The organism is Kosakonia sp. R1.Fl (genome assembly GCF_023516815.1).
Classification (GTDB): domain Bacteria; phylum Pseudomonadota; class Gammaproteobacteria; order Enterobacterales; family Enterobacteriaceae; genus Kosakonia.
In genome coordinates, this window is sequence record NZ_JAMGSQ010000001.1 from 4,119,064 (window position 1) to 4,145,310 (window position 26,247).

At 50.6% G+C, this 26,247-nt stretch carries 22 protein-coding genes and 1 pseudogene; 13 read left to right on the forward strand and 10 right to left on the reverse strand.

The annotated features are described in order from the left end of the window. The first annotated feature begins 392 nt into the window (after window positions 1–392). A complete protein-coding gene (locus M8Q36_RS19425) occupies window positions 393–1,964 on the forward strand; it encodes a methyl-accepting chemotaxis protein (RefSeq protein WP_283945972.1) in 1,572 nt (523 codons plus the stop codon). A 188-nt stretch (window positions 1,965–2,152) separates the two neighbouring features. Here the strand turns inward: M8Q36_RS19425 and M8Q36_RS19430 are convergent. From M8Q36_RS19430 to M8Q36_RS19440, 3 genes and pseudogenes are all read right to left on the reverse strand, one after another. Then, window positions 2,153–5,035: pseudogene (locus tag M8Q36_RS19430) on the reverse strand (RHS repeat-associated core domain-containing protein). Between the two features lie 119 nt (window positions 5,036–5,154). After that, on the reverse strand, window positions 5,155–5,424 hold the full coding sequence (locus tag M8Q36_RS19435; protein WP_249882019.1) for a hypothetical protein: 270 nt from the start codon (window positions 5,422–5,424) through the stop codon (window positions 5,155–5,157). Between the two features lie 63 nt (window positions 5,425–5,487). Beyond that, window positions 5,488–6,390, reverse strand: a complete 903-nt coding sequence (locus M8Q36_RS19440) for a hypothetical protein (RefSeq protein ID WP_249882021.1) — start codon at window positions 6,388–6,390, stop codon at window positions 5,488–5,490. Between the two features lie 370 nt (window positions 6,391–6,760). On the opposite strand from M8Q36_RS19440, the gene umuD reads away from it, so the two are divergent. Beyond that, window positions 6,761–7,195 (forward strand): translesion error-prone DNA polymerase V autoproteolytic subunit, encoded by a 435-nt coding sequence (gene umuD / locus M8Q36_RS19445; RefSeq protein ID WP_175272373.1) that lies wholly within the window; start codon window positions 6,761–6,763, stop codon window positions 7,193–7,195. Then, on the forward strand, window positions 7,179–8,441 hold the full coding sequence (gene umuC, locus M8Q36_RS19450) for a translesion error-prone DNA polymerase V subunit UmuC (RefSeq protein WP_249882022.1): 1,263 nt from the start codon (window positions 7,179–7,181) through the stop codon (window positions 8,439–8,441). Before umuD ends, umuC begins: the two co-directional genes overlap by 17 nt. Before the next feature lie 81 nt (window positions 8,442–8,522). Here umuC and fabV read toward each other — a convergent pair whose 3' ends face one another. Both fabV and M8Q36_RS19460 read right to left on the reverse strand, forming a co-directional pair. Further along, a complete protein-coding gene (fabV, locus tag M8Q36_RS19455) occupies window positions 8,523–9,716 on the reverse strand; it encodes an enoyl-ACP reductase FabV (protein WP_249882024.1) in 1,194 nt (397 codons plus the stop codon). After that, complete coding sequence (locus tag M8Q36_RS19460) at window positions 9,716–10,228, reverse strand: MaoC family dehydratase (RefSeq protein ID WP_249882025.1); 513 nt, start codon at window positions 10,226–10,228, stop codon at window positions 9,716–9,718. Before M8Q36_RS19460 ends, fabV begins: the two co-directional genes overlap by 1 nt. 453 nt (window positions 10,229–10,681) lie before the next feature. Between M8Q36_RS19460 and M8Q36_RS19465 the strand changes: the two genes are divergently transcribed. From M8Q36_RS19465 to M8Q36_RS19485, 5 genes are all read left to right on the forward strand, one after another. Continuing rightward, window positions 10,682–11,869 carry an acetyl-CoA C-acetyltransferase gene (locus tag M8Q36_RS19465; RefSeq protein WP_249882027.1) on the forward strand — a complete coding sequence of 396 codons (1,188 nt, stop codon included), beginning with the start codon at window positions 10,682–10,684 and terminating at the stop codon, window positions 11,867–11,869. Between the two features lie 33 nt (window positions 11,870–11,902). Continuing rightward, window positions 11,903–12,646 carry an acetoacetyl-CoA reductase gene (phbB, locus tag M8Q36_RS19470; protein ID WP_502825481.1) on the forward strand — a complete coding sequence of 248 codons (744 nt, stop codon included), beginning with the start codon at window positions 11,903–11,905 and terminating at the stop codon, window positions 12,644–12,646. 72 nt (window positions 12,647–12,718) lie between these two features. After that, window positions 12,719–13,609: a phosphate acyltransferase gene (locus tag M8Q36_RS19475; RefSeq protein ID WP_249882028.1), complete on the forward strand. Its 891-nt coding sequence runs from the start codon at window positions 12,719–12,721 to the stop codon at window positions 13,607–13,609. A gap of 2 nt (window positions 13,610–13,611) precedes the next feature. Then, the gene (buk, locus tag M8Q36_RS19480; protein ID WP_249882029.1) at window positions 13,612–14,682 is read left to right on the forward strand and encodes a butyrate kinase; all 1,071 of its coding nucleotides are present in this window, start codon (window positions 13,612–13,614) and stop codon (window positions 14,680–14,682) included. 10 nt (window positions 14,683–14,692) lie between these two features. After that, complete coding sequence (locus M8Q36_RS19485; protein WP_249882031.1) at window positions 14,693–14,896, forward strand: hypothetical protein; 204 nt, start codon at window positions 14,693–14,695, stop codon at window positions 14,894–14,896. A gap of 77 nt (window positions 14,897–14,973) precedes the next feature. On the opposite strand, the gene smrA is transcribed toward M8Q36_RS19485, so the two are convergent. Then, window positions 14,974–15,537 (reverse strand): DNA endonuclease SmrA, encoded by a 564-nt coding sequence (smrA, locus tag M8Q36_RS19490; RefSeq protein ID WP_249882033.1) that lies wholly within the window; start codon window positions 15,535–15,537, stop codon window positions 14,974–14,976. A gap of 511 nt (window positions 15,538–16,048) precedes the next feature. Here smrA and ogt point away from each other — a divergent pair. The 3 genes from ogt (at window position 16,049) to uspE (ending at window position 18,622) form a co-directional block, all read left to right on the forward strand. Next, entirely contained in the window at window positions 16,049–16,564 is a 516-nt protein-coding gene (gene ogt, locus M8Q36_RS19495; RefSeq protein ID WP_249882034.1) for a methylated-DNA--[protein]-cysteine S-methyltransferase, read from the forward strand. A gap of 209 nt (window positions 16,565–16,773) precedes the next feature. Then, on the forward strand, window positions 16,774–17,526 hold the full coding sequence (gene fnr, locus M8Q36_RS19500) for a fumarate/nitrate reduction transcriptional regulator Fnr (RefSeq protein ID WP_016496244.1): 753 nt from the start codon (window positions 16,774–16,776) through the stop codon (window positions 17,524–17,526). 145 nt (window positions 17,527–17,671) lie between these two features. Further along, window positions 17,672–18,622 (forward strand): universal stress protein UspE, encoded by a 951-nt coding sequence (uspE, locus tag M8Q36_RS19505; protein ID WP_017456641.1) that lies wholly within the window; start codon window positions 17,672–17,674, stop codon window positions 18,620–18,622. A 29-nt stretch (window positions 18,623–18,651) separates the two neighbouring features. Here uspE and M8Q36_RS19510 read toward each other — a convergent pair whose 3' ends face one another. The 3 genes from M8Q36_RS19510 to pntA form a co-directional block, all read right to left on the reverse strand. Continuing rightward, entirely contained in the window at window positions 18,652–19,764 is a 1,113-nt protein-coding gene (locus tag M8Q36_RS19510) for a mechanosensitive ion channel family protein (protein WP_249882036.1), read from the reverse strand. A gap of 106 nt (window positions 19,765–19,870) precedes the next feature. After that, a complete protein-coding gene (gene pntB, locus M8Q36_RS19515; RefSeq protein WP_249882038.1) occupies window positions 19,871–21,259 on the reverse strand; it encodes a Re/Si-specific NAD(P)(+) transhydrogenase subunit beta in 1,389 nt (462 codons plus the stop codon). A gap of 10 nt (window positions 21,260–21,269) precedes the next feature. Then, the gene (gene pntA / locus M8Q36_RS19520; protein WP_249882040.1) at window positions 21,270–22,799 is read right to left on the reverse strand and encodes a Re/Si-specific NAD(P)(+) transhydrogenase subunit alpha; all 1,530 of its coding nucleotides are present in this window, start codon (window positions 22,797–22,799) and stop codon (window positions 21,270–21,272) included. A gap of 502 nt (window positions 22,800–23,301) precedes the next feature. Between pntA and ydgH the strand changes: the two genes are divergently transcribed. Both ydgH and M8Q36_RS19530 read left to right on the forward strand, forming a co-directional pair. Next, complete coding sequence (ydgH, locus tag M8Q36_RS19525) at window positions 23,302–24,246, forward strand: DUF1471 family protein YdgH (RefSeq protein WP_249882042.1); 945 nt, start codon at window positions 23,302–23,304, stop codon at window positions 24,244–24,246. A 192-nt stretch (window positions 24,247–24,438) separates the two neighbouring features. Continuing rightward, window positions 24,439–25,821, forward strand: a complete 1,383-nt coding sequence (locus M8Q36_RS19530) for an amino acid permease (RefSeq protein ID WP_249882043.1) — start codon at window positions 24,439–24,441, stop codon at window positions 25,819–25,821. Here the strand turns inward: M8Q36_RS19530 and M8Q36_RS19535 are convergent. After that, window positions 25,818–26,153 carry a GlpM family protein gene (locus M8Q36_RS19535; RefSeq protein WP_249882044.1) on the reverse strand — a complete coding sequence of 112 codons (336 nt, stop codon included), beginning with the start codon at window positions 26,151–26,153 and terminating at the stop codon, window positions 25,818–25,820. The genes M8Q36_RS19530 and M8Q36_RS19535 overlap by 4 nt on opposite strands. Window positions 26,154–26,247 lie beyond the last annotated feature (94 nt).

A 26,247-nucleotide genomic window follows, 5' to 3' on the forward strand; every position in this document is an offset into this window, starting at 1 on the left:
TATCTGTCTGGTTTGATGCATTTCTTATGCAATATTTCTGAAGTACTTACTTAGGTGATTATTTATTTGCTGACAATGAATATTACTCTGTAGATCGGTGCGTTACGGTTTATTGCCGCCATATATTTTATTTACGCGGTTCCTCTCCTCAGTGATATTTCTTTAATTTACGTTAACAATATCAATTTCATTCAAAAAAATTGCTGCATCAAAATTATACAATATATCAACGATCGATCACCTTACAATTGATAGATATAAACTATTGCTTTTCATTTTTATTAAGATTTTAACGATCGATCACTAATCAATACCTTCTCATGGCCGATAAAACGTAGATGCCGACCGCTATAGCGGCCAGGCATGCAGATAAATTTCACTAAGGGAAGACCATGGAAAATACAACAACGATCGGTAAGCCAAAGGGTATAAGTATCAGAAATAAGATAATGCTATCTTTCGGGATATTATTACTGTTATTACTTTTTATTGCCGGAAACGCGATTTACCGGCTTGATGAGGCGAAAAATAAAATATCCAAAATCGTGACTGAAGATTACCCGACCACCGCGCTGGGTAATAATTTAATCCGCGATGTTAATGGTTCAACGACGCTGTTTCTTAATGCGATCATTGAAAAAGATGCCGCCAAAAAAGCGCAGTTGATTACAGATCTTGCTGCCAAATCGGAACAAATAAGCGAACTGTATAAACAACTGAATAAACAGGCTGATGATGATGCATCTCAGGCGCTGTTAGAGAAAATCACCGCCGCTCGCAGTCTCTATATTCAGTCCCGTAGCAAAGTGATTGGCAATATACAAACCAATCCTGATGCCGCTGTTACGGAATATACAACCAATACGCGTAATTATGAAAGTCAGTATATTGAGAAGATTAATAACTTTATCAGCCTGCAACGGGATGAAATGCAAACGTCATATAGTGATTTTTTACATGATTACAACCTGAGCCGAATGGTGATGATCGTCATTACCCTCATCTGTTTTATATTCGGCATTATCATGGCAATCATTATTTCACGTGCCATTGTTGGTCCTATTCAACATGCCGTTGATGCTGCAATTCGAATTGCGAAAGGCGACCTGGGCACGGAGATCAAAGTCACCTCCAAAGACGAAACGGGGCTACTGACCGGCGCCATCGGCCACATGCAGGAGGAGCTGAAAAAAATTGTTCTGGAGATCCGCAGCGGCGCGGAAAATATTGCCACTGGCGCATCGCAGATCATGGCCGGCACGCGCGATTTGTCTGCCCGTACGGAAGAACAAGCGAGTTCAATTGAGCAAACTGCCGCCTCCATGGAGCAAATCTCATCCACGGTTAAGAATACGGGCGATAATACGGCAAATGCGTCACAGCTTTCCGCAAGAGCCAGCGATGCGGCGAAAGATAACGGCAAATTAATGACCTCGCTGACTCAGGAAATCCACAATATCAGCAGCTCGGCGGACAAAATGTCTGACATCATTAATTTGATTGATTCTATCGCCTTCCAGACCAATATCCTGGCACTTAACGCCGCGGTTGAAGCAGCGCGCGCAGGTGAACACGGTAAAGGGTTTGCCGTGGTGGCGCAGGAAGTTCGCAATCTGGCGCAGAAAACGGCGAATTCGTCGAAAGATATCCGTGCGCTGATTGAAAACTCGACGCAGCAGAGCGTGCGCGGCCTGGAAATGGTGCGTCAGGTGAACGGTAAAATGGACGAAATGGTCGAGAACGTGGATAACGTCTCCAGCATTCTGAAAGAGATCGAACAAGCGAGCCTCGAACAGAGTGATGGCGTACAGCAAATCAATATTGCGATCGGTCAGATTGATACCACGACCCAACAAAATGCGGCGCTGGTCGAAGAGTCGGTTGCCGCGTCTGAAATGCTCAATGAACAAGCCAGAGTGATGAAAGATCTGGTGAGTGTTTTCAGGGTTCCGGCGGGTGCTTGATCCGTTTCGATAACCTTGTGTCCGATTCCCCCTCAGTCAGAAAGCGACTGGCTGAGGGGGAAACACGGAAAACCTAACCGTGGAAGGAAAAAAGAGGTGACCTGACTTACGCCTGCATCAGGTGGCATAACACAGGTTCACCGTGCAGAACCCAATTCAGGCGCGATGCCCCTGGCCTGTTCCCCTATTTAATGTAACAACTGCGAGCTGGTTGGCGCTTTATATCGCTGCATATAAAGTTTTAACTCATCAATAAATTCACTCTCTGAAATCGTATTGGTATTAATTTTTTTGGCAATATCCTGTGAGAAATCAATAAAATCTCTCACATTGTTTTCATGCCCCACCAGTGCGGCTCTGCCTATATTTTCAAGAGAAAGTTTGAGATTCCATCCTTTATCATGTTTCGCTTTTCTTTTTACCGTGTTTTTTAAAAAATTCGTCGCCATTGCCTCGGCGCTGGCCAATGGCATTTCTATCCCTTCCAGTAAAATCATCTCTGGTTTCTTCAGCGCGATAGCGGTGGCCTCATCAACGGCTTTGATGCTGTTTTCTGACACGGAATGAAGTGCCACCGCACTTTCCATATGCTCCCCCTGAACATTTCCAGCGGGTTCTTTAAAATCGCTTTGTTTGATTTTTTCTATTGCTTCCTTTTTTTGCGCTTCGGTAAAGACCCGGCGCCCTCTTTTACGCCGGGTATTGCTGGCCATTGCGGTCAGGCTACTTTCCGTTACGTCATCTGCCTGAGCCAGCGCTTCATCCGTAGAAATTGCCGAAATTTCCGCTGCGCTCTCTTCCACCGGAGAAACAGTGATCGGTGTGGGTTCACTCTTCTCAGACGGATTCACGCGCAGGGCTTCCAGTGCCTGGCTCATTTCTTCAGGGCTAAATACTCTGCGTCGTCTGTCGTTTCTTTTACTGTTTTTTATCTCCGTATTGCCAGAAATGGACGCTGACGGACTGGATCCTTGCTCTTCGTCATCCAGCGACTTCCTCGGCATTAATCCATCTTTATCGCTCAAGGTCACAGGATTATTTCTGACCATTCTGTAGAGATTCAGTCCATCAAGCGTTCCTGCCCGATCGCTGGACAGCCATCGCCCCACCCACGGCTGGTAGTAGCGGAATCCGTAGTAATACAGCCCTGTCGCGTCACGCTCTTTGCCGGAGTACCTCATGGTTTTGTAATTTACTTCGGCCTGGCTGCGCGCCGTCAGGAGAGCGGTTCCCCCGTACGGGTAATACTCTTCCATGCTGGTGATTTCCCCCTCTCCGCTCAGCTCAAGCTGGCTGCTGCCGACCAGGTTATCGTAACTGTAGCGTGTCTGGTCGTTCGCGATGTCTGCGGGCTTGCCGCTCTCCCAGTGCAGCACACGCACCTGCGCCCGTCCGGCCTCGCCGACGATAATCACCTGCAGGCTTTCTTCTGCATCGCCGTTTGTGGTACTTCGCAGCTCCAGCCCCGGCAGGTAAACCACTCGCTGCGTCTGCGTACTGCCGCTGGTCTTCTGTATGCCGACTTTCAGGATCCGCTGGCTGCCGCTGTCATAGCGGTAGCTTTCCTGATCGTCTACGCCGCCGTCACGCGTCACCGGGCTCACTTTCTGTAACTCGTTACGCGACGTCCAGACCAGAGGCTGCCCCGCCAGCAGCTGTTTCTGTTATCCACCCGCCGTGAACAAGGCATCCACATCAGACGGATTAGTGGTCAGTATGCTTAATACTCCCCGGTTACTGCGATCGCTGACGATAATATCGGTCGTGTAACTGTGGTTCGTCGTGGGTGCGCTGTGGCGTATCTGGGTCAGGTTGCCGCCATTGTCATAACGATAGGTGCGGATAAAACGAGTATATGCAGAGCTGTCTGTCGGAAGGGGAACAATGAAGGACGGTAAATTGCTGCCCTGCTGATCGGCATTTGCCATCTCACGCCCGGTGGCGCTAATCAACTGATACAGACTATCGTAGCTGTAGGTATTTTCAGGCACGACTTTCTGATTGCGCCAGAAACGGGTCTCTTCCGCATCGTTGCTGATGCTAAGCACGTTGCCCACTGGATCATATTCATAACGCAGATCCTGCAACACTTTCGCACCGGAAACATGTCCCTCCGGGCGCGCCGTTTTTATCCCGACCAGGCGCTGTGTCTCCGGTTCATAAAGGTATGTCGTCACCACGCCATTACCGTGTTCTTCTCGCACCTTCTGACCCGCCGCGGAGTACGTCAGGGACTTCACGATAATTTGCTCTGTGCCGCCTTTCACTGTCAGCCAACTGCCGGACATCATTCCAGCCACATCGTACGCCATACGTTGCTGATGACCCGCTGCGTCGATGGTTGAAAAAACTGCCCCGGTGGCATCGGAGGTTGTCAGAGTGATATAGGTTTCCGCTTCCAGCAAGTCGTTCCATGCGGAAGCATCCTGCCCTTGCCAGTTGACCTCCGTGTTCGGGTCGTCCGCATCTTTCAGCAGACGGCGGGTAACAGAGAGAAGCACGCCTGTCAGAGCAACGCTGTCACGCTGTATAAGACCTGCGGTGTCGTAATAGCTAACAGCCAGTCCGACAAGGTTCAGTGCCTTCTCCGCATCGCTGTTACCGGCATAGACAAAGCGCTCTGCAATGCGACCAGCTTTACCGTTGACCTGCTCGGTGATACTTATCGGGCGGCCCGGCAACGAAGCGTCCTCGTACTGCCAGGTTCGGGTCACGGCCTGATTTCTGTTTTCTGTACCATCGTCAGCGGTGTCAATATTGTTGATTGTCATAAACGATCGACCCGCAGCATCGTTCAGCGCCACGGACGTTCCGTTATCAACACCCTGTGTACGCAGAACGTTTCCGCTCAGGCCAGTCAGATAGCTGAAGTTTGCAAGGCCAGAGTCGTGCAGGCGCGGATCTGCGCTCTGCAGTAAAAAACCACGAGCGTTGTACTGGTGGTGGGTGGTGCGCTCACTGGTGGCGTCCGGCGAGTCGGGATGACGATGATACGAGACTTCGCGAACGATCAGGCCACGGTTGTCGAGAACCGTGACCATCGGGGTTTTGCTGAATAAAGATGTGCTCATAGGAATCTCCTGGGAATGGTGTGCAGCCCGTCAGGCTACACAGAAAATCATAGGAGACTTGCACTGGAGTGGGTACTTTCAGGGCTGGCGACAAGGCAAACAGCTAATCCTCAAAACCGTTACGGTTTCCAGTGACACTCCAGGCCGCAAACCGTCTGGATGAAGTTGCACAGGGCTTGCGCCCCTTCGGCAATAGTTGGAAAGGTTGCCGAATGGTAGATACCTTCGCCATCTGCGCCGAACAGATGCTGATATTCCGGCTTAACATCAATGGAAGTGAATCGCCTTAATGTCTCGCGATTGCAACGAATGCGGTAGCCATTTTTAAAGCGTTGTAGCATATGCACGCCGGTAGTGGTATTACCGGTGCTTCTGGCAATATTTAACATCTAAGCATCTCCTCAATACGCGAAAAATAGTAACCCCCACATGACTGAACTTATGATGCTGTGCTATTTCCCTGCATTTTTTGGCAGCAAATAATCCGGTGTTGTGCGCCGGGTTATTAAACCTGTGGTTTTAAAATGATATTGATAAGGGCCATCAATATAGAACGGCAACTCAATGATAGCCTTGTGGCTACTGCGCACATCCAGATAAGCAAACATCTGGTAAATGGTCAGATCAGGGCAGAAAGCACGATTGTCATCACTGCATATCGTACCGTCATAGCGACTGATTCCATCGTCGTCATATTTCGCCGCGATTTCACCGCCTTCTACAGGGAGAGTTAATTGACCCTCTGAAACGTAATACATAATTTTCGGGTCGCTAATCACGCCCGCTTTTTCCTTCTGCATCACCAGAATCGTCGCCTTTGCTTGTTTATAGGGGGGCGATAGTTTTGCGACATCCTCAGACTCCAGCGTATACAGATACGTTTTTTCGCCCCGCATTTCGTCGCTATCTTCTGATACTTTCCATTTACCCGGCATCGCTGTCTCAAGGTAGGCATTTGCGAGCTCATAGTAGGCATTAACCCTGCTATCCGTTTCCTTTATATCTACGCCAGGCTGCATAACATTTTCAAAAGCAGCCAGCAATGGCGCGCTTTTTAATTTGACGACAGGTTCCGGGGTACTGGCATCCAGTTTCTTGAGCTCAGGGAGATATTTAGCCCGATATGCATCACGATAAATTGATACGCACTTAGCGTCTTTGGCTACCGCCATTTCATAGTTTTCTAATGCCGTTTTCGTCAAGATCATAAGCTGCTGACCATCGCGAATTTCAACACTCTCCACGTCCATCGCTGCCGGGCATTTATTTGCTGCGGTTTTAGGTACTGCGCTCGCGCTAAAGCTGGTGCAGGCCGCGAGCAGCATGGCCGATGCGTAGGTTATTTTTTTGATCATGTTTCATTCCTGTATGTATTTATTATCTGTTTGGATTGCGCCTGTATCTCGCATCGCCAGGCGTTCACGTTTAAATGTTTGCGGCGCTGATTACGCGCAGGGCCCGATGATTCGGCCCCGCTCACAAACCGACACCCAGTGGCTCGCGGCAAGAGAACGGCTTCAATGCGCTTGCATCAGGCATAAATGAGATTTTCCCTACGGAGAACAGTCTATTTTCACCCGCTTTCAGGTACCAGCTTTTGGCGAGACTTTTTAGCTAAATTCTTTGCTACTTCAAACATTTCCTGAATGTGGCCCGCTGCGCCTCTTGATCAGTGACTGAATTTAGCAATACTGTATATAAATACAGTTAACCGAGTTCATCATCATGCAGTTCATCCCATCGACCGAGAGTGATCACCTCATTCCCCTTCCGCTCTTTGCTGAGCGCGTTCCCTGTGGGTTCCCAAGCCCGGCGCAGGATTATGTCGAAGAGCGGCTTGATTTAAACAAACTGGTCGTAAAACACCCCAGCGCGACTTACTTTGTCAGGGTCAGCGGAGATTCGATGATCGGTGCAGGGATTAGCGATGGTGATTTGCTGGTGGTCGATCGCTCATTAACCGCCGGGCACGGTGACATTGTTGTTGCGGCGGTTGCCGGGGAATTTACGGTGAAGGAGTTGCGAACCCGCCCTGTTCTTCAGCTCATCCCGCATAATGTTCATTATGCACCGATTGTTTTCCAGGCTGAGGAAGAGTTGCAGATCTTCGGCGTCGTGACATTTACATTGAAATCAAACCGACATGTTCGCGCTTGTTGATGTGAATAACTTCTATGCCTCCTGTGAGACGCTGTTTCGCCCGGATCTTCAGGGGAAACCTGTCGTTGTCGTGTCCAACAACGATGGGTGCATTATCTCGCGATCGCGTGAGGCAAAGAATCTCGGCATAGACATGGCTGCGCCTTATTTCAAGATCAAAGATGAGCTTCATCGTCAACGCGTGACGGTGTTTAGCTCAAATTATGCGCTATATGCCGACCTCAGCCATCGTGTCATGTCGACGCTGTCTGAAATCACCCCCGCCGTTGAGCTTTATTCGATTGATGAAGCTTTTATCGATCTGTCTGGCGTATCAAACTGTATTTCACTTGAGGCATTCGGCCACCAAATTCGTAATCAGATCCTGAAAAATACCGGTCTGACAACCGGCGTTGGCATTGCACCAACGAAAACCCTCGCCAAGGTGGCCAATTATGCCGCCAAAAGATGGGTCAGCTACGGTGGTGTTGTGGATATTTCCTCCCGGGAGAGGCAACGCAAACTCCTGTTTCGTGTGCCGATACAGGAGGTCTGGGGCGTGGGACGTCGCATCAGTAAAAAGCTGGCGTTAATGGGCATTGAAAACGCGTTGCAACTTGCCGACAGCTCAACCTGGGTTATCCGTAAACACTTTAATGTTGTGCTGGAACGTACCGTGCGGGAACTGCGCGGCGAATCATGCCTGGCGTTTGATGAATTTATCCCGACTAAGCAGCAAATTATCTGTAGCCGCTCTTTTGGCAAGCGAATCACGCAGTATTCAGATATGCATCAGGCCATATGCGCCTATGCTGAACGCGCGGCGGAGAAGTTACGCGCGGAACATCAGTTCTGCCGATTCATCAGCATTTTTATTCGTACCAGCCCGCATGCGGATAATCGTATTTACTACGGAAACCAGGCATCCGTGACGTTGATGACGCCGACCAATGATACGCGCGACATTATCCGCGCGGCGACAAGTTCGCTGGATCAGATATGGCGGGAGGGGCATCGCTATATGAAGGCTGGAGTGATGCTTTCAGATTTTTTCAGCAGCGGCGTTGCCCAACTCAATCTATTTGATGAAAACCGCCCCTACGCGAACAGTGCGCTGCTGATGGAAACCATTGATCGTTTAAATACCTCGGGGAAAGGAAGCGTCTGGTTTGCAGGACAGGGAGCAGAAAAAAACTGGGCGATGAAACGCGAGATGCTTTCCCCCGCCTATACCACACGCTACTCCGACCTGCCCGTTGTGAAATAAAGACTGTACAGACGCAACCGACAGCGATTTTCATCAACAAATGCGCCGACAAACTGGCGCATTTGTCATATCAGGTATGGCTTATGCGTGGCTGTACTCTTTTACCAGTTGGCGCAGATCCAGCTCAGAGGAGTAGTCCACGTCCGGCATTGAGAAGCCATTCAGCGCGTAAAACTCGGCGAGATACCCGGCGAAGTCGCCAACGGTTTTAAAGTTCTCGGTGGTGACTCGTTTTCTTAGCAATTCTACGGCTTGCTGAACATCCGGGCGCAGCTCGAAATCATCAAGGCGGATCCGCCGCTCGTCATCCGTGATGACGTTGCCCATTGGCGGGTAAAGGTGGTTCAACATCAGCCTGTGCATCTGCTCAATGCAGGTTTCATGCAACCGCTTCTGCTTCATTACCTTGTACAGCAAGGTAATATATAACGGAAACATAGGGATAAAGGCGCTGGCTTTGGTCACCAGCGCTTTGCACACCACCGCATAGGCATGACCATTAATGCGCTGGAGCTGTGCATCAAGATGATCGGCTGTTGCGTGCAGATGGGCTTTCGCCGCGCCTAACGCGCCCTCTTTATAGAGCGGCCACGTTGATTTCGGGCCAGTATAAGAGTACGCCACCGTTTTAAACCCCTCGGCCAGCACACCAGCCGCCGACAACATATCAATCCAGCGTTGCCAGTCTTCCCCGCCCATGACTTTTACCGTATCGGCAAGTTGTTGTTCGGTCACCGGTTCCAGCGTCTGGTTCACCATCTTGCGGGTTTCCAGGTCAAAACCCGGGCCGGAAAAAGCTTGCCCGCGCACGCCAAGCGTTGAGGTGTAACGCGTACCATCCGGGCAAATACGCACGCCAGAGGCAACCGAATAGACAAGCAGATCAATGCTGCCGCCAAACTCCTGCTTGATGTACGCAATCACGTCGTTGCGGGTCGTATCGGAAAAAGCATCCGCGATAAAATTTTTCGCAATCAGCCCTTTCTCATGCGCCCGGCGACGAAAAAAAATATTGTTATACCATCCGGCGCTGCCCATACCTTTTTCGCCCGGACTTTTTTCAAATGAAACGCCAATCGTATCGGCACCGCCACCAAAGGCCACCGCGATGCGTGAGGCCAGCCCATATCCGGAAGAGGCACCAATCACCAACACCTTGCGCGGACCATAGATTTCCCCATGCGATTCAACATAGTTAATTTGTTTATCAATGCCATGGCGTAAACCTTCAGGATGGCAGTTTTTAGCCACATTGCCTTGAATAATAAGCTCCATCAGTTCACCTCCTCAGCCAGCGCTTTTTCCAGCGGCGGCAAAACGACGGCTTCACCGACAATAACCTTATCCCCATGCTGATTGGTGCACGTGGTTTTGAGTCGCACCCGGTTTTTTTCGCAATTAATTGCGATAACTTCCGCCGTCGCCGTAATCGTATCGCCAATAAATGTTGGCTTAATAAATTTGAGATCCTGGCCAAGATAAATAGAGCCGTTGCCGGGTAATTTATTAGCAATGACCGCAGAGATAAGACCACTCACCAAAATACCATGCACTACGCGTTGCCCGAAGATACTTTCCCGCCCGGCACTCTCATCCAGATGAACAGGATTGGTATCGCCAGATGCCAATGCAAAATCTGCGACGTCATGATCCGTCAATGTTTTTTTAAACTCTGCACACTGACCAATATGCAAATTGTGGATTGAATTAACCATAAAGCACACGTCCTTTTCAGATATATTTTGAAAGCGTTTAACGGAAGCATTTAGAGAAATAACTAATTGCATCCATATACACCTGTTTTTCCCAATTCCGTCAACCCCCATCGAGCTCTCATTAGCTATAAGAGTAATTTTATATTTCTCTTTTCAGATACAGCGCATTGGTAAATCAATTCTTAAATTAGTTTTTTTACTTAAGACAAAATCGCAACGTGGAGCCAGCCCCATGGCAGTTAGCATAGAAAAAACTTTTTTATCAATGAGATATCTCCAGTGTCATCAAGAAAGATCTACATGCAATCCTTATTAAAAGTTAAGAAAAAGATCATTACCAATTGAACAATGATGAATGAAAAAACAAACAGACAAACTCAGAAAATAAGGTTAATTACGAAAAAATAAGAAGCGCTGTAATTCTAAAGCCATCTTTAACAACTTTTAAGTATTGACGCATATCAATACTGCAGAAAATTCTCTGCGCATTAATAGTTGAATCATTTAAATCAAAAGGTAATACAAATGAAGGACACGGATATTGTCGTTCTTGATTGTGCAAGAACTGCCATCGGCGTACTTAATGGATCGCTTGCAGAAATTAGCGCATCGCAATTAGGCGCCACGGTGATTAAAGCGCTTCTGGAAAAAACGAGGATTGTCGCAAAAGAGATCGATGAAGTTGTTATCGGCCAGGTCCTTACCGCAGGCAGCGGGCAAAACCCGGCGCGCCAGACATTAATTCAGGCAGGTATTCCAACCGATGTTCCGGCGCTGACAATTAATAAAGTGTGTGGTTCTGGGTTAAAAGCGCTGCAACTGGCATGGCAGGCGCTGAAATGTGGTGATGCCGAATTAATTATTGCCGGAGGGCAAGAAAGTATGAGCCAGGCACCGCATGTTTTACCCCATTCACGCAGCGGTATGAAAATGGGTAACTGGCCAATGCTGGACAGCATGGTGAAGGATGGCCTGTGGGATGCTTTTCATGATTATCACATGGGCATCACTGCCGAGAATGTGGCCGAAAAATATGCGATCACACGTGAAGAACAGGATGCTTTCGCCCTTGCGTCACAACAGAAAGCGGCGATCGCGTTAGAAACGCACCGTTTCGCCAGTGAAATTGTTCCGGTTGACATCACCCGACCTCGTAAAGAGCCCGTCCTGTTCGATACCGATGAATTTCCCCGTCCGCAAACATCGCGTGAAGGCTTAGCCAAACTCCGGCCAGCCTTTAAAGCCAACGGCACCGTCACCGCCGGCAATGCCTCAGGCGTTAACGATGGTGCGGCAATGGTGATCCTGGCTACGGCGAAAAAAGCGCGTGAGCTGGGGATCGCTCCGCTGGCCAGGATCGTGGCGTTCGGTACTTCAGGCGTCTTGCCAGAAATCATGGGAACCGGCCCAATCACGGCGTCTCGTCATGCGCTGGCCAGGTCGAACTGGCAGGTTGATGAGCTGGATCTTATCGAAGCCAATGAAGCCTTTGCCGCTCAGGCCATCGCCGTCAACCGGGAAATGGGCTGGGATCTCTCCAGAGTGAATGTGAATGGCGGCGCAATTGCGCTCGGCCATCCTATCGGTGCATCAGGCACGCGAATTTTCGTCTCTTTGCTCCATGAAATGCAGCGCAGAAAAAGCAAAAAAGGTCTGGCAACGCTGTGCATTGGCGGTGGAATGGGCATCGCCGTCACCGTCGAAATGGAATAACGCCGCTATGAAGAATGTTTTTAACGTGAGGAAATGATGATGGGTAAAGTTGCGCTTGTAACCGGTGGGATCCGCGGTATTGGTGGAAAAATCAGCCTTCGCTTTCTGCTGGAGCATTACCAGGTTATCGCGGTTGATACAGATGCGGATCGCCTGAAAGAGTGGATTGAAATCCAGCGAGAAACAGGGTTTGCCAAAGCCGATGCTATTCCTTGCGACGTCAGCGATTACGCGCAGTGTCAGGATGCGGTCAGCACGCTGCTGAAGCAATATGGTCATATTGATGTTCTGGTGAATAACGCGGGTATTACCCGCGATGCAACCTTTAAAAAAATGGATAAATCGCAATGGGATGCGGTTATTCAGGTCAACCTGAACAGCATGTTCAATATGACCAAACCCGTTCTGGATAACATGCTGGCAAACCAGCGCGGGCGCATCATTAATATATCGTCGATAAATGGTCAGAAAGGACAGTTTGGTCAGACTAATTATTCGGCCGCCAAAGCGGGTGTGCATGGTTTCACGAAAGCGCTGGCACAGGAGGTAGCGCGTAAAAATATTACCGTTAATACCATCTCCCCAGGCTACATCAACACTGAAATGATGCAGGCCATCCCCACCGATGTGCTGGAGGCTATTGTGGCGCAAATTCCCGTTGGTCGCCTCGGCGAAGCCGATGAAATCGCCGAACTGGTCATGTATCTGGCCAGTGATAAGGCCGGGTTTATTACCGGCTCCAATATCGCCATCAATGGCGGCCAGCATATGTATTAAGGATATGTCATTTCCGGTCCTCACCGGCGATACATCTGGTGAGGCAATATTGGGGACTCAGGATTTTTTATCATGCTTGAAAAATTAAGTTCGTTTGTTGAGCTTGCGCGCAGGAAAAAGCCGAAAATAATTGCCGTGGCCGCAGCAGAAGATTCTCATGCACTCGAAGCCATAAAATGGATCAAAAATGATGGGCTGGCAGAGGCCATTCTGATTGGTTGCCGGGATAAAATAACCTCGCTCGCCGAAAACCTTAAATTTGATATCAGCCATATCGAAATAATGGATATTCCAGATAAAGCTGAAGCCTGCAAAGAGGCGGTGCGAGTCGTCAAATCCGGACAAGCGCATATTTTAATGAAAGGACTGGTCGATAGCGCCATTTATCTGCGAGCGATTTTAAATAAAGAGACTGGCATTGCGGCATCACGGCTTGTCACGCAATTAGCCTTTATCGAAAGCCCGCATTATCACAAGCTGTTTGCGATCACCGACGCTGGCATCACTATTACACCTGACCAGCGAGATAAAGCCACGATGATTGCCCAGTCGGTTAATGTCCTGCATCAGGTTGGTATCGCAGTGCCCAAAGTCGCGCTGATTGCCGCCGTGGAGCATATTACGCCCGCAATAACCGCTACCGTGGATGCCGCGGCGCTGAGTGGCATCACTTATGATAACTGTATTGTTGAAGGACCGCTGTCCATCGATCTGGCGTTTAATAAAGACTCCTGCCGACATAAAGGGTTGCATTCCCAGGTTGGCGGCGATATTGACCTGGCCGTCCTTCCGGATATCAACAGCGCTAATGTCTTTTATAAAACGGTGATGCAGCTTGGCGGAGCATTGAGCGCAAGTACGCTAACGGGAACGTCAAAACCAGTGGTATTTACCTCGCGATCGGACAGCGCTAAAACAAAATATTTTGCTATTGCTTGTGCGATATCTCAATGCAAGGACTGACTATGTATATTTTGGTAATAAATCCAGGCTCAACGTCTACAAAAATTGCGGTATATAACAACCGCACGCAGCTTATTTACCGCACATTTAATCATGATGAAAAAGAGATGGCGGCTTTTTCCACGATTCTGGAGCAAAAAGCCTTTCGCAAACAGATTATTCTCGACATATTGCAGGAGCATGGTTTTCGCTTAAACGACATTGATATATTTATCGGCCGCGGTGGTCTGGTTCGTCATTTGCAAAGCGGCGTTTATCGGATTAATGACGACTATATTCACGATGCCAGTGTCGGCCTGAACGGTGAACATGCTTCTAATCTGGGAGCCATATTGGCCTGGGAGCTCGCGCGGGCGGTAAATAAAGAAGAGATGGCTTATACCGTTGATCCTGTCGTCGTCGACGAATATGACCCGATAGCAAAAATATCCGGAATGCCGGAAATTTCACGCGTTGGCGCTTTTCACGCGCTGAATCAAAAGGCTGTTGCGCATCGTTATGCCACGGAAACAAACCGCCCCTATTCTGCGCTTAAATTGATCGTGGCCCATTTAGGTGGCGGTATCAGCGTGGGTGCTCACCGCGATGGACGTATTGTGGATGTGAATTCAGCCCTGGGCGGCGATGGACCATTCTCGCCGGAACGCGCTGGCCGCCTTCCCAGCTATGAATTATTAAAACTGTGCTTTTCAGGGCAGTACACGTATGTGCAATTGAAGAAGAAGTTGATTGGCGAAGGCGGCGTATATGGTTATCTCGGCACTAAGGATATCCGCGACGTTGAGCAACAGATTATGGATGGGAATAAAAAGGCGCTGGAGATTCTGGAAGCTATGGCCTACCAGATAGCCAAAGAGATCGCCTCGTGCGCCGCCGTACTGGAGGGATGGGTCGATGCCATCATCATTACCGGCGGGATAGCCTATAACAGAAGAATTGTCGAACTTATCCGTCAGCGCGTCAGTTTTATTACACCTGAAATCGTCGTTTATCCTGGTGAGGATGAAATGTTCGCGCTGGCAGATGGAGTACTGGCAGCGATGGAAGGTCAAAGGGAGTTAGTCGAATACTGAAGAGGTATAAATGATGAGTGAAAAGAATATTGCATTGTTTCCAAATCAAATCACCGTGACAAAACCTAATGGCGGTATATGCCTGCACATCAATTTCAACGATGGACAGGAGGATATTTCAATTGAGCTGAATAGTGCGGAGGCAGAACATCTTTCAAGCGCGCTGGGTGCCCGGCAAAATGAAATCCTTATTGCGGCCGAATATGCCGATTAAAAACACAACGGGAACCAGTCTGGTTCCCGCCTTTTATTTACTATTCACAAGCTAATTTCCAGTCACCACTGCGTTCTTCAACGGCTGCGTTTTGCATGGCGTTCCCAGTTATCCTGTTTTGCCTGCTCGGATTTGCGGATCGCGACATAGCAAGCACCACTTCCGCCATGGTGCGGCAACGCAGTGCAAAACGCCTGAACCTCATCGAATTCAGGCAGCCAGCGCGCCAGATAACTCCGAATGATATTCGCATGCGAACCGTCTTCACGCGCTTTACCATGAATGATAAGCACATTGCGTAGCCCATCCTGGCGCGCATGATACATAAAACGGAACACCATTTGCCGGCACTGCTCTACCGACTGGCGCAGTAAGTTCAGGCTTGCCTGTTGTCCATATTTCCCCTGGCGCAATTTATCAAGCACCCCTTGTTGCAGGCCTTCTCGTTTGAACTCCAGCGGTGAGTCAAGCGGCACGATATCAAGAAACCCGGTGGTCAGAAAGTTGTCGAGTTGCAGCGTGTCGACGCGTTGTAAGGTGCGCGAATTGTGGCTCGGTTGCCAGTGCACATCGGCACTGCGCTTCAGGGGTTGGACATCTTCCATGGCGTCAAGGAAAAGCGATTTGTCGTCAGGGTTCATAGGGCAGTCCTCCAGCTACTTCTGCTCCGTACTATAGCTGGCAGGGCCTGCGCTCACAATGGCTGGTGCTAAATTGGTTTTTAGATACTAGCGATTGGTTCTCCCGGACGATATTTCAATAACATTATTCTTCGTAATGCTATTAGAACTTAACCTTAAGGAAAATTAATATTCTGAATTTCAGTTAAATTAACGTGAAATCAATCACCAATTCAGACTGGAAATATGATGCAGGAACGCTATAACTATATTTACCGCGCAAGGATGAAAATGCATAAAATAATGAACGGATGCGCTGCTGTGTGTACTGTAGAGCCTGACGGATGTCGGCAGGCTCTATTTTTTTATTCGCGAAATAAGCGCAATATATCATCTATTAAATAATGCATACTTCGCTGACTATTATTTCACCAGCTTATTTCTTTATCCAGAATATAGTCCCTTTCGGGGTATAGCAGCATCACAGTTCGTTTGGTAAATTGGCGCCGTTGCCCACTGAAAAGGATGCCAGATGCTGACCCTACTTGAAGATAATATTTCCACGCCGCTTGGCCCGCTTTGGGTTCTGTGCGATGAGCAATTCCAGCTTCGCGCGGTTGAATGGGAAGAACACAGCGATCGGATGGTTGAGTTATTAAATATCCACTATCGCCGGGAGGGTTACCAGCGCGTGGCAGCGCATAATCCGGGCGGGCTAAGCCAAAAATTGCAGGACTATTTTGACGGCGATCTGGCCGTAATTGAAACACTGCCGACGGCAACTGGCGGCACACCTTTTCAGCGCGAAGTGTGGCAAGCGCTACGCACGATCCCCTGTGGCCAGGTAATGCATTATGGTCAACTGGCGGTAAAACTGGGACGTGCAGGTGCCGCGCGTGCGGTCGGCGCAGCGAATGGTTCCAATCCGGTGAGTATTGTCGTGCCCTGCCATCGCGTTATCGGCAGTAACGGTACGATGACGGGATATGCGGGCGGCGTGCAGCGAAAAGAGTGGTTGCTACGCCATGAAGGATACCTTCTATTGTGAGAAAAAACGCATATTTAGCGTTCTTTTCACCCTCTTTTGTGGTAAAAACCTTAGCGAAATGATGGAATTTCAAAGAGATGGTGCAATATCATCTCTTTTCATTTCTGCCTCCCGTTTTATTAATCGTGAATTGACGTTTTACCGGGCTTACGCGCCCAGTAAAAAGCTGTTAAAATTGACCAATATCAATTACGGCGTTGAGCAGACCTATGATCCCGGAAAAGCGAATTATACGACGCATTCAGTCTGGCGGTTGTGCAATCCATTGCCAGGATTGCAGCATTAGCCAGCTTTGCATCCCCTTTACTCTGAATGAACATGAGCTGGATCAGCTCGATAACATCATTGAGCGTAAAAAGCCCATCCAGAAAGGTCAGACCTTGTTCAAAGCCGGGGATGAATTGAAATCGCTTTACGCTATCCGCTCCGGTACGATCAAAAGCTACACCATTACCGAACAGGGCGACGAGCAGATCACCGGTTTCCATCTGGCGGGTGATTTGGTGGGCTTTGATGCCATTGGTACCGGTCATCACCCGAGCTTCGCACAGGCGCTTGAAACATCAATGGTCTGTGAAATCCCCTTTGAAACGCTGGATGACCTCTCGGGTAAAATGCCCAACCTGCGTCAGCAGATGATGCGTTTGATGAGCGGTGAGATCAAAGGCGATCAGGATATGATCCTGCTGCTTTCGAAGAAAAATGCAGAAGAGCGCCTGGCGGCGTTTATTTATAACCTCTCACGCCGTTTTGCACAGCGCGGTTTCTCCCCGCGTGAGTTCCGCCTGACGATGACACGTGGCGATATCGGCAACTATCTGGGTCTGACGGTGGAAACCATCAGCCGCTTGTTAGGCCGTTTCCAGAAGAGCGGCATGCTGGCGGTAAAAGGGAAATATATCACCATTGAAAATAGTGACATGCTGGCGCAACTGGCTGGCCATGCGCGCAACGTTGCCTGATTTTTCCCCCGCTTGATCTCACCTTTGCCGGGTCATTAAATTTATCTGATTTATTGATCTGGCGAAGGCTTTCCCCTGTTTCATTCAGCACTTATGGGTTATCTTTTACTGACAGACTGTGGTGACAGATGTAAGGAGACCCTGTATGGCTAAGTATCAGAATATGTTGGTCGCCATCGATCCCAATCAGGACGATCAGCCAGCGTTACGACGTGCTGTGTATTTGCATCAACGGATTGGCGGCCGCATTAAAGCGTTTTTGCCTATCTATGATTTCTCTTACGAAATGACCACCCTTCTGTCCCCAGACGAGCGTACTGCAATGCGCCAGGGCGTCATCAGCCAGCGCACCGCGTGGATCCGAGAGCAGGCGAAATACTATATCGACGCGGGTGTGCCAATCGAAATCAAAGTGGTCTGGCACAATCGTCCCTTCGAAGCCATCATTCAGGAAGTTCTGGCTGGTGGACACGATTTATTGCTGAAGATGACCCACCAGCATGACAAACTGGAATCCGTTATTTTTACGCCGACCGACTGGCATCTGCTACGTAAATGCCCGTGCCCGGTGTGGATGGTGAAAGACCAGCCCTGGCCAGAAGCAGGACGTGCAGTGGTCGCAGTCAACCTTGCCAGCGAAGAGATTTACCACAACTCGCTGAATGAAAAGCTGGTCAAAGAGACGCTGCATCTGGCCGAACAGGTAAACCACACCGAAGTGCATCTCGTTGGCGCATACCCGGTGACGCCTATCAACATCGCGATTGAACTGCCGGAATTCGATCCCAGCGTATACAACGACGCCATTCGCGGTCAGCACTTGCTGGCGATGAAAGCGTTACGGCAGAAATTTGGCATCGATGAAAAACTCACGCATGTGGAAAAAGGGTTACCTGAAGAGGTGATCCCGGATCTGGCTGAACACCTGCAGGCAGGGATTGTCGTGCTTGGCACTATCGGGCGCACCGGGATCTCCGCCGCCTTCCTTGGCAACACCGCCGAACAGGTTATTGATCATCTGCGTTGCGATCTGCTGGTCATTAAACCGGATGAATACCAGACACCTGTCGAACTGGACGACGAAGAAGACGACTAAACAAGCAACCCGCCGCAAGGCGGGTTTTTTTATACAGCCGTTTGTTCCCCCTGTGGCTCTGCGGTCGGCGTTTCGACAGCCACTCCCCCTTTCACCACTACGCACGGCAGTGCCAGTTCAATCTCCTCTGCGGCCAGATGCTCCATGATGCGGATATTGATTTCTTGCTGGATATCCATGTAGGTGTTGTAGTCTGCCGAATTGACGATATGCACCACTTCAAAATTCAGCCGATCGGTACCAAACCCGAGGAAATGAGCACGGTCAAAGCGCGTGTTGCCAACGTCAGTGATGATGCTACGCACCATCTCACCCACTTTGCGCAACTTCTCCGGCGGCGTAGTGAGCGCCAGACCGAAAGTGAAGACGATGCGCCGGGTCTGCATACGTTTGTAGTTATGAAGCGTTTGCTGAAGCAGGATGGCGTTACCGCAGACAATCTGCTCCCCGCTCAGGCTACGGATACGCGTTGTTTTCAGGCCAATATGCTCAATGGTGCCGGCAACGTCGCCGAAAACGACAAAATCACCAATCTCAAAAGGTTTATCAAAACCAATAGAAAGCGAGGCGAAAACATCGCTGAGAATGGTTTGTACCGCCAGCGCAATGGCGATACCGCCCACGCCAAGACTGGCGACCAGCGCGGTAATGTTGACCCCGACATTCGCCAGAATCGATAACAGCATCATCGTCCACAGCATCATGCGCAGCAGCAGACCCGCAATCACCATAGTGACCGGGTTTTTACTGGTATTGGGCGAATACATTAAGTGACGCATCCACGACACCACGCCCTGATCAAGCCAGAGGGCGATTTGGATCGCCAGCACTAAAAACCAGGCGTGCCCGAGCGTGTTAAACAGGTGATCGGGGAGATCGACAAACCGCAGGCTGAAGAGTAACGCCGCCACAAAGAGCAGGAATTTGCTGGTGCGTCTGAGCATATCCACCACAACATGCTGCAGCCTGCCGACGCCGTTCTGCTTTTCACTCCAGTTGCGCGCGCCTTTCAGCACCATATTCAGTAAGTAGGTGAACAGCCAGTAGACAACCAGCGTAACGATAACCACCGTGGCAAGACCAATCCAGAATGATGGCAGCATCACTATGGATATAAAGTCAAAACGTGACAAAAACGTCATCCTTCCTCCTCATAAAAAACATGAAGATAAAAGTATAGACACTCTGCTTTCGCCTACGCAGGCCAAAAAAAACCGCTCCGAAGAGCGGTTTTTCAGGCGGTATGCATCACAGCGCTTTGAGGATAGCGTCGACGCTGGCTTTGGCATCGCCAAACAGCATCTGCGTGTTTTCTTTGAAGAACAAGGGGTTCTGCACACCCGCGTAGCCAGTGTTCATGGAACGCTTGAACACAATCACGTTCTGCGCTTTCCACACTTCCAGCACCGGCATGCCCGCGATCGGGCTCTTCGGATCATCCTGCGCCGCCGGGTTAACCGTGTCGTTCGCACCGATGACCAGCACGGTGTCGGTGTCGGCGAAATCATCGTTGATTTCGTCCATTTCCAGCACGATGTCGTACGGCACTTTCGCTTCCGCCAGCAGCACGTTCATATGACCCGGCAAACGTCCGGCAACCGGGTGAATACCGAAACGCACCTTCACGCCGCGCGCGCGTAGTTTCTCGGTGATTTCCGCCACCGGATACTGCGCCTGCGCCACCGCCATGCCATAGCCCGGGGTGATGATGACCGAATGCGAGTTTTTCAGCAGCTCTGCGGTCTCTTCGGCATTGATTTCGCGGTGCTCGCCCGCTTCTTCATCGCTACCGGTTGAAGAACCGTCCGTACCAAAACCACCGGCAATCACGCTGATAAAGGAGCGGTTCATCGCCTTACACATAATGTAAGAGAGGATCGCACCGGAAGAACCGACCAGCGCACCGGTCACGATCAGCAGGTCATTGCTGAGCATAAAGCCCGCCGCCGCCGCCGCCCAACCGGAATAGGAGTTCAGCATGGAAACCACGACCGGCATATCCGCACCGCCGATAGAGGCCACCAGATGCCAGCCAAACACCAGCGCAATTATCGTCATCACTAACAGTGCCAGCACTTGCAGACCGACACTTTCAGTGCGCACAAACACCAGCAACAGCACGAAAGAAACCACTAACGCCGCCAGGTTCAGTTTGTGGCGATGCGGCAGCATCAGCGGCTTAGAAGAGATCTTTCCGCGCAGTTTACCGAAAGCGACAATAGAACCGGTGAAGGTCACCGCACCAATAAAGATGCCGAGGAACACTTCCGTCAGGTGAATATTCACCAGCACCGGATCCAACCCCACTTCGTGGTCAAGATAGCTGTTAAAGCCTACCAGTACCGCAGCCAGGCCGACGAAGCTGTGCAGCACCGCCACCAGCTCTGGCATTTCGGTCATTTCCACTTTCTTCGCCAGGCGAATACCAATCGCGCCGCCGATAATCATCGCCACTATAATCCAGGCGACATTGCCGGTGTCCGGGCCAAAGATGGTTGCAATCAGCGCAATCGCCATCCCGGCGATACCAAAGTTATTCCCCTGCTGGGACGTTTCGTGTTTAGAAAGTCCTGCCAGGCTAAAAATAAACAGGATCGCGGCAACAATGTATGCAGCTGTAACTAATCCTCCAGACATCTGTTACCCCTTAGTTCTTCCGGAACATTTTCAGCATGCGCTGAGTGACGGTGAAACCACCAAAAATATTAATGCTGGCAATCAGTACCGCAATAAAACTCAGGAAGCTGACCCAGCCGCCGTGGCCAATCTGCAACAGCGCGCCGACCACGATAATGCCGGAAATGGCGTTAGTGACCGACATCAGCGGCGTGTGCAGCGCATGCGAGACGTTCCACACCACGTAGTAACCCACCACACAAGCCAACGCGAAAACGGTAAAGTGACCGAGGAACTCTTTCGGGGCAACATCCGCAAGCCAACCAAACAGAATGATCGCCAGTGCCATAAAGGCATATTTCCGCCACGGCGAAGCCGGTTTGGCCTCTTCTTTTGGTGTCGCAGTCGCTTTTGGCGCGGCCTGCGGCTGCGCAGAAACCTGAATCGGTGGTGCAGGCCAGGTAACTTCACCATCGCGAACCACGGTAACCCCACGAACCACAACGTCATCAAAATCGACAACCACGTTGCCATCTTTTTCAACGCACAGCAGTTTCAGCAGGTTCACAAGGTTGGTGCCGTAAAGCTGGGAAGACTGCGTAGGCAAACGGCCTGGTAAATCGGTATAACCGATCACTTTCACGCCATTGGCGGTGGTGCTGACCTCGTTCGGTACCGTGTATTCGCAGTTACCGCCGTTTTGCGCAGCAAGATCCACAATAACGCTGCCCGGCTTCATGGAGTCAACCATTTCACGGGTGATCAGCTTCGGTGCGGGTTTCCCCGGAATAAGCGCCGTAGTGACGATGATGTCGACATCTTTCGCCTGGGCTGCGAAGAGTTCCATTTCTGCTTTGATAAAGGCTTCGGACATCACTTTCGCGTAGCCGTCGCCGCTGCCCGCTTCTTCCTGGAAATCCAGCTCCAGGAACTCGGCGCCCATACTCTGCACCTGCTCTTTGACTTCAGGGCGCGTGTCGAACGCACGCACAATAGCCCCAAGGCTGTTGGCCGCACCAATTGCCGCCAGACCGGCAACGCCCGCGCCAATCACCATCACTTTCGCCGGCGGCACTTTGCCCGCCGCCGTGATCTGCCCGGTAAAGAAACGGCCGAATTCATGCGCCGCTTCAACAATCGCACGATATCCCGCGATGTTGGCCATTGAGCTCAGCGCATCCAGCGACTGGGCGCGGGAGATACGCGGCACAGAATCCATTGCCATCACGGTAATGTTACGCGCAGCCAGCTTCTCCATTAATGCCGGATTTTGCGCAGGCCAGATAAAACTCACCAGCGTCGTGCCCGGATTAAGCAGCGCGATCTCTTCATCGTCCGGCGCGTTAACCTTGAGGATAACGTCCGAGTGCCAGACGTTGCTCCCCTCGACAATCGTCGCGCCGGCCTGGGCGAACGCATCGTCATCGAAACTTGCCAGCTTGCCCGCGCCGCTTTCAATCGCGACGGTAAAACCCAGTTTAAGCAGTTGCTCGACCGTTTTCGGCGTCGCTGCAACGCGGGTTTCATTGGCCAACCGTTCTTTAGGTACACCAATACGCATAGTTTTCCCTTCCATCGGTTTTAGATGATGGTTTGTCAGTGGTTCCGGCGCGGTTATTTACGCAACGCTGCGGAAAATAAAACAGTAACAAACTTTCTATAACCTACTGAAAATAACGCCTGTGATCCACAGCCGGAAAAGAGAAATTATGCATTTATCCGTGAAAATTAACTGTCGGAGGCCGCAGGCAAGGTTATTTGCCTTAAATTCCCGCATACAGGCCGATATTTCGCTCAAGCGAAGCGGCAAAACACGATTAATCTCCGGTGTAGATTCGCTTTTTAACAATGTATTAACTTAAAAAAGTCATAACCTTTATCGGTTTTGCTGGTCAAGCGTCTGTTTTTTCAACATATCACTAAAGGTTATCGTTATTTCCCCTCCGGTAGCACAGTCAGTGAAAAATGACGCAGACAGTTGCGCTGTTTAAATGCAATAATCACCGACGTTTTCCCAACAACAACACCAGTTTATGGTTTGCGCAAGGCGAAGGATTATTTTTATGAAGCTTAAGTACACCCTCCTGGCGTCAGCACTTCTCTCGGCAGCGGCATTTACCGCCAACGCAGCGACAGAGTTAACACCGGAGCAAGCGGCAGCGGTAAAACCTTACGATCGCATCGTGATCACCGGCCGTTTTAATGCCATTGGCGACGTCGTTAACGCAGCATCCAAACGCGCGGATAAAGAAGGTGCCGCATCATTTTACGTTGTTGATACCTCCGACGCGGGCAACAGCGGTAATCAGCGCGCCACGGTCGATTTATACAAAGCTGACGCCGCAAAAGCGGAGCGCCCTGCTTTCCGCGTTATTAACGGCGTGACCGAGTTACCCAAAGATCAGGCAATTGCGCTGCAGCCGTACGATACGGTGACCGTGCAGGGTTTCTTCCGCACCCAACCGGAAGTGAACGACGCCATTACTAAAGCCGCTAAAGAGAAAGGCGCTGCTTCTTTCTTTATTGTTCGCCAGGTTGATGCTAACCAGGGTGGCAACCAGATCGTCACGGCCTTCATCTATAAAGCCGACGCGAAAAAACGCGTTATCCAGAGCGCGGATGCTATCCCGCGTGACTCGGATGCTGGCCGCGCCGCGCTGGCAAAAGGCGGTGAAGAAGCGAAAAAAGTTGAGATCCCAGGCGTCGCCAGCGATGCGACAGCGGGCGTCGGTGTTGGCCGATTCTTCGAAACGCAATCCTCTTCCGGTGGTCGTTACAGTGTAACGCTGCCTGACGGAACAAAGATTGAAGAGGTGAATAAAATCACCGCTGCGCAGATGGTGCCTTTCGACAGCATCAAGTTCACCGGCAACTATGGCAACATGACCGAGATCTCTTATCAGGTCGCCAAACGTGCCGCGCAGAAAGGTGCTAAGTACTATCACATCACCCGCCAGTGGTCAGAAAGCGGCAACAACATGACCATCAGCGCCGATCTGTATAAATAGTCTGCGTTTATGAATCAGGCGGCTACGGCCGCCTTTTTTATTTTTTTACCCTTTTTCGTAAAATTGTCGTCCCACCGCATTGCATGGTCCGTCGACTCTCCGTAAAATCCCGCGCCTTAGTGATATCCACCATATTTATGCGCCACGGCAAAATAATTATTCTGGATTAGTTGCTTTTTTGACAGGATAACCATGGAAAAGAAACTTGGCCTTAGCGCATTAACTGCGCTGGTTTTAAGCTCGATGCTGGGCGCTGGCGTTTTCAGCCTGCCGCAAAATATGGCGGAAGTTGCCAGTCCGGCGGCACTGATCATTGGCTGGATGATCACCGGGGCGGGGATTTTATTGCTCGCTTTTGCCATGCTGATCCTGACCCGTATTCGCCCGGATCTGGATGGCGGCATATTCACTTACGCCCGCGAAGGTTTTGGTGAGCTGATTGGCTTTTGTTCGGCCTGGGGCTACTGGCTGTGCGCGGTTATCGCCAACGTCTCTTATCTGGTTATCGTCTTTTCCGCCCTGAGTTTCTTTACCGACACGCCATCGTTGCGCCTGTTTGGCGATGGCAACACCTGGCAGGCAATTGTTGGCGCATCCGCACTATTGTGGATTGTGCATGCGCTGGTTCTGCGCGGCGTACAAACCGCGGCGAGTATCAATCTGGCAGCGACGCTGGCGAAACTGGTGCCGCTCGGGCTGTTTATTGTGCTGGCGGCGCTGGCCTTTAACCTCGACAAATTCCGCCTTGATTTCAGCGGCATCGCGCTGGGTGTTCCGGTATGGGAACAGGTGAAAAACACCATGCTGATTACCCTGTGGGTATTTATTGGGGTCGAAGGCGCGGTTGTGGTTTCTGCCAGGGCGCGCAATAAGCACGATGTTGGCCGCGCCACACTGCTCGCCGTGCTGGCCGCGCTGACTGTCTATCTGCTGGTTACCCTGCTTTCGCTCGGCGTTGTTGCTCGCCCGGAACTGGCAGAGATGCGTAATCCGTCAATGGCCGGTCTGATGGTGAAACTGCTGGGGAGCTGGGGCGAAGTCATTATCGCGGCAGGTTTGATTGTCTCCGTCTGCGGCGCGTACCTGAGCTGGACGATTATGGCGGCGGAAGTGCCGTTACTGGCCGCAACGCATAAAGCATTCCCGAAAATTTTCGCGCGACAGAATAAAAACAACGCGCCTGCTGCCTCTTTATGGCTGACCAATATCAGCGTGCAGGTTTGTCTGGTGCTGATTTGGCTCACCGGTTCAGATTACAACACGTTGCTGACCATCGCGTCAGAGATGATTCTGGTGCCCTACTTCCTCGTCGGCGCGTTCCTGTGGAAGATCGCGCAGCGCCCCTTGCACCAGGCGGTGGCCATCGGCGCTTGCGTATATGGCTTGTGGCTGCTGTATGCATCCGGTCCGATGCATTTATTGCTGTCGGTGGTGCTCTACGCACCGGGGCTGCTGGTGTTTATGTACGCCCGTCGCACACATGAGATGACGGAAATGCTCAAACAGCATGAAAAAGCGCTGATTGGCGCCTTGTTAATCGCCGCCGTTCCCGCCACCTGGATGCTGATGCGCTAGTGCAGGCGGCTCCAGCAATAAATTAACAGCCAGGCGCTGAGGCTCCAGCAAATAACCGCACAGCCCAGCGCCGGCCAGACCCGCATCAAACCGGTGAAATACCAGAGCGACAGTAAATAGATAAAATAGGGAATAATCGCCCACATGCCGAACACGATCGTGGTGCGCAGCGCCTCAACGCCACGCTCGGTGGCGACAACGTAGTGCGCAATCAGCGCGAAAGTCGGAAATAACGGGATTAACCCGGCGATATAGTAATTTTTTGTTTTGGCCAGCAGACCAATCAACACCACCACCAGCGCCCCGATAGCCGCTTTAATCACCAACCCCATGATTTTCCCTTTATCACTGCAACAACAACGACCTATAGCATAACGGAAGCCTCTTCGTTTAGAAAAGATTAATGGCAGCTTATAGCAAGGCGGT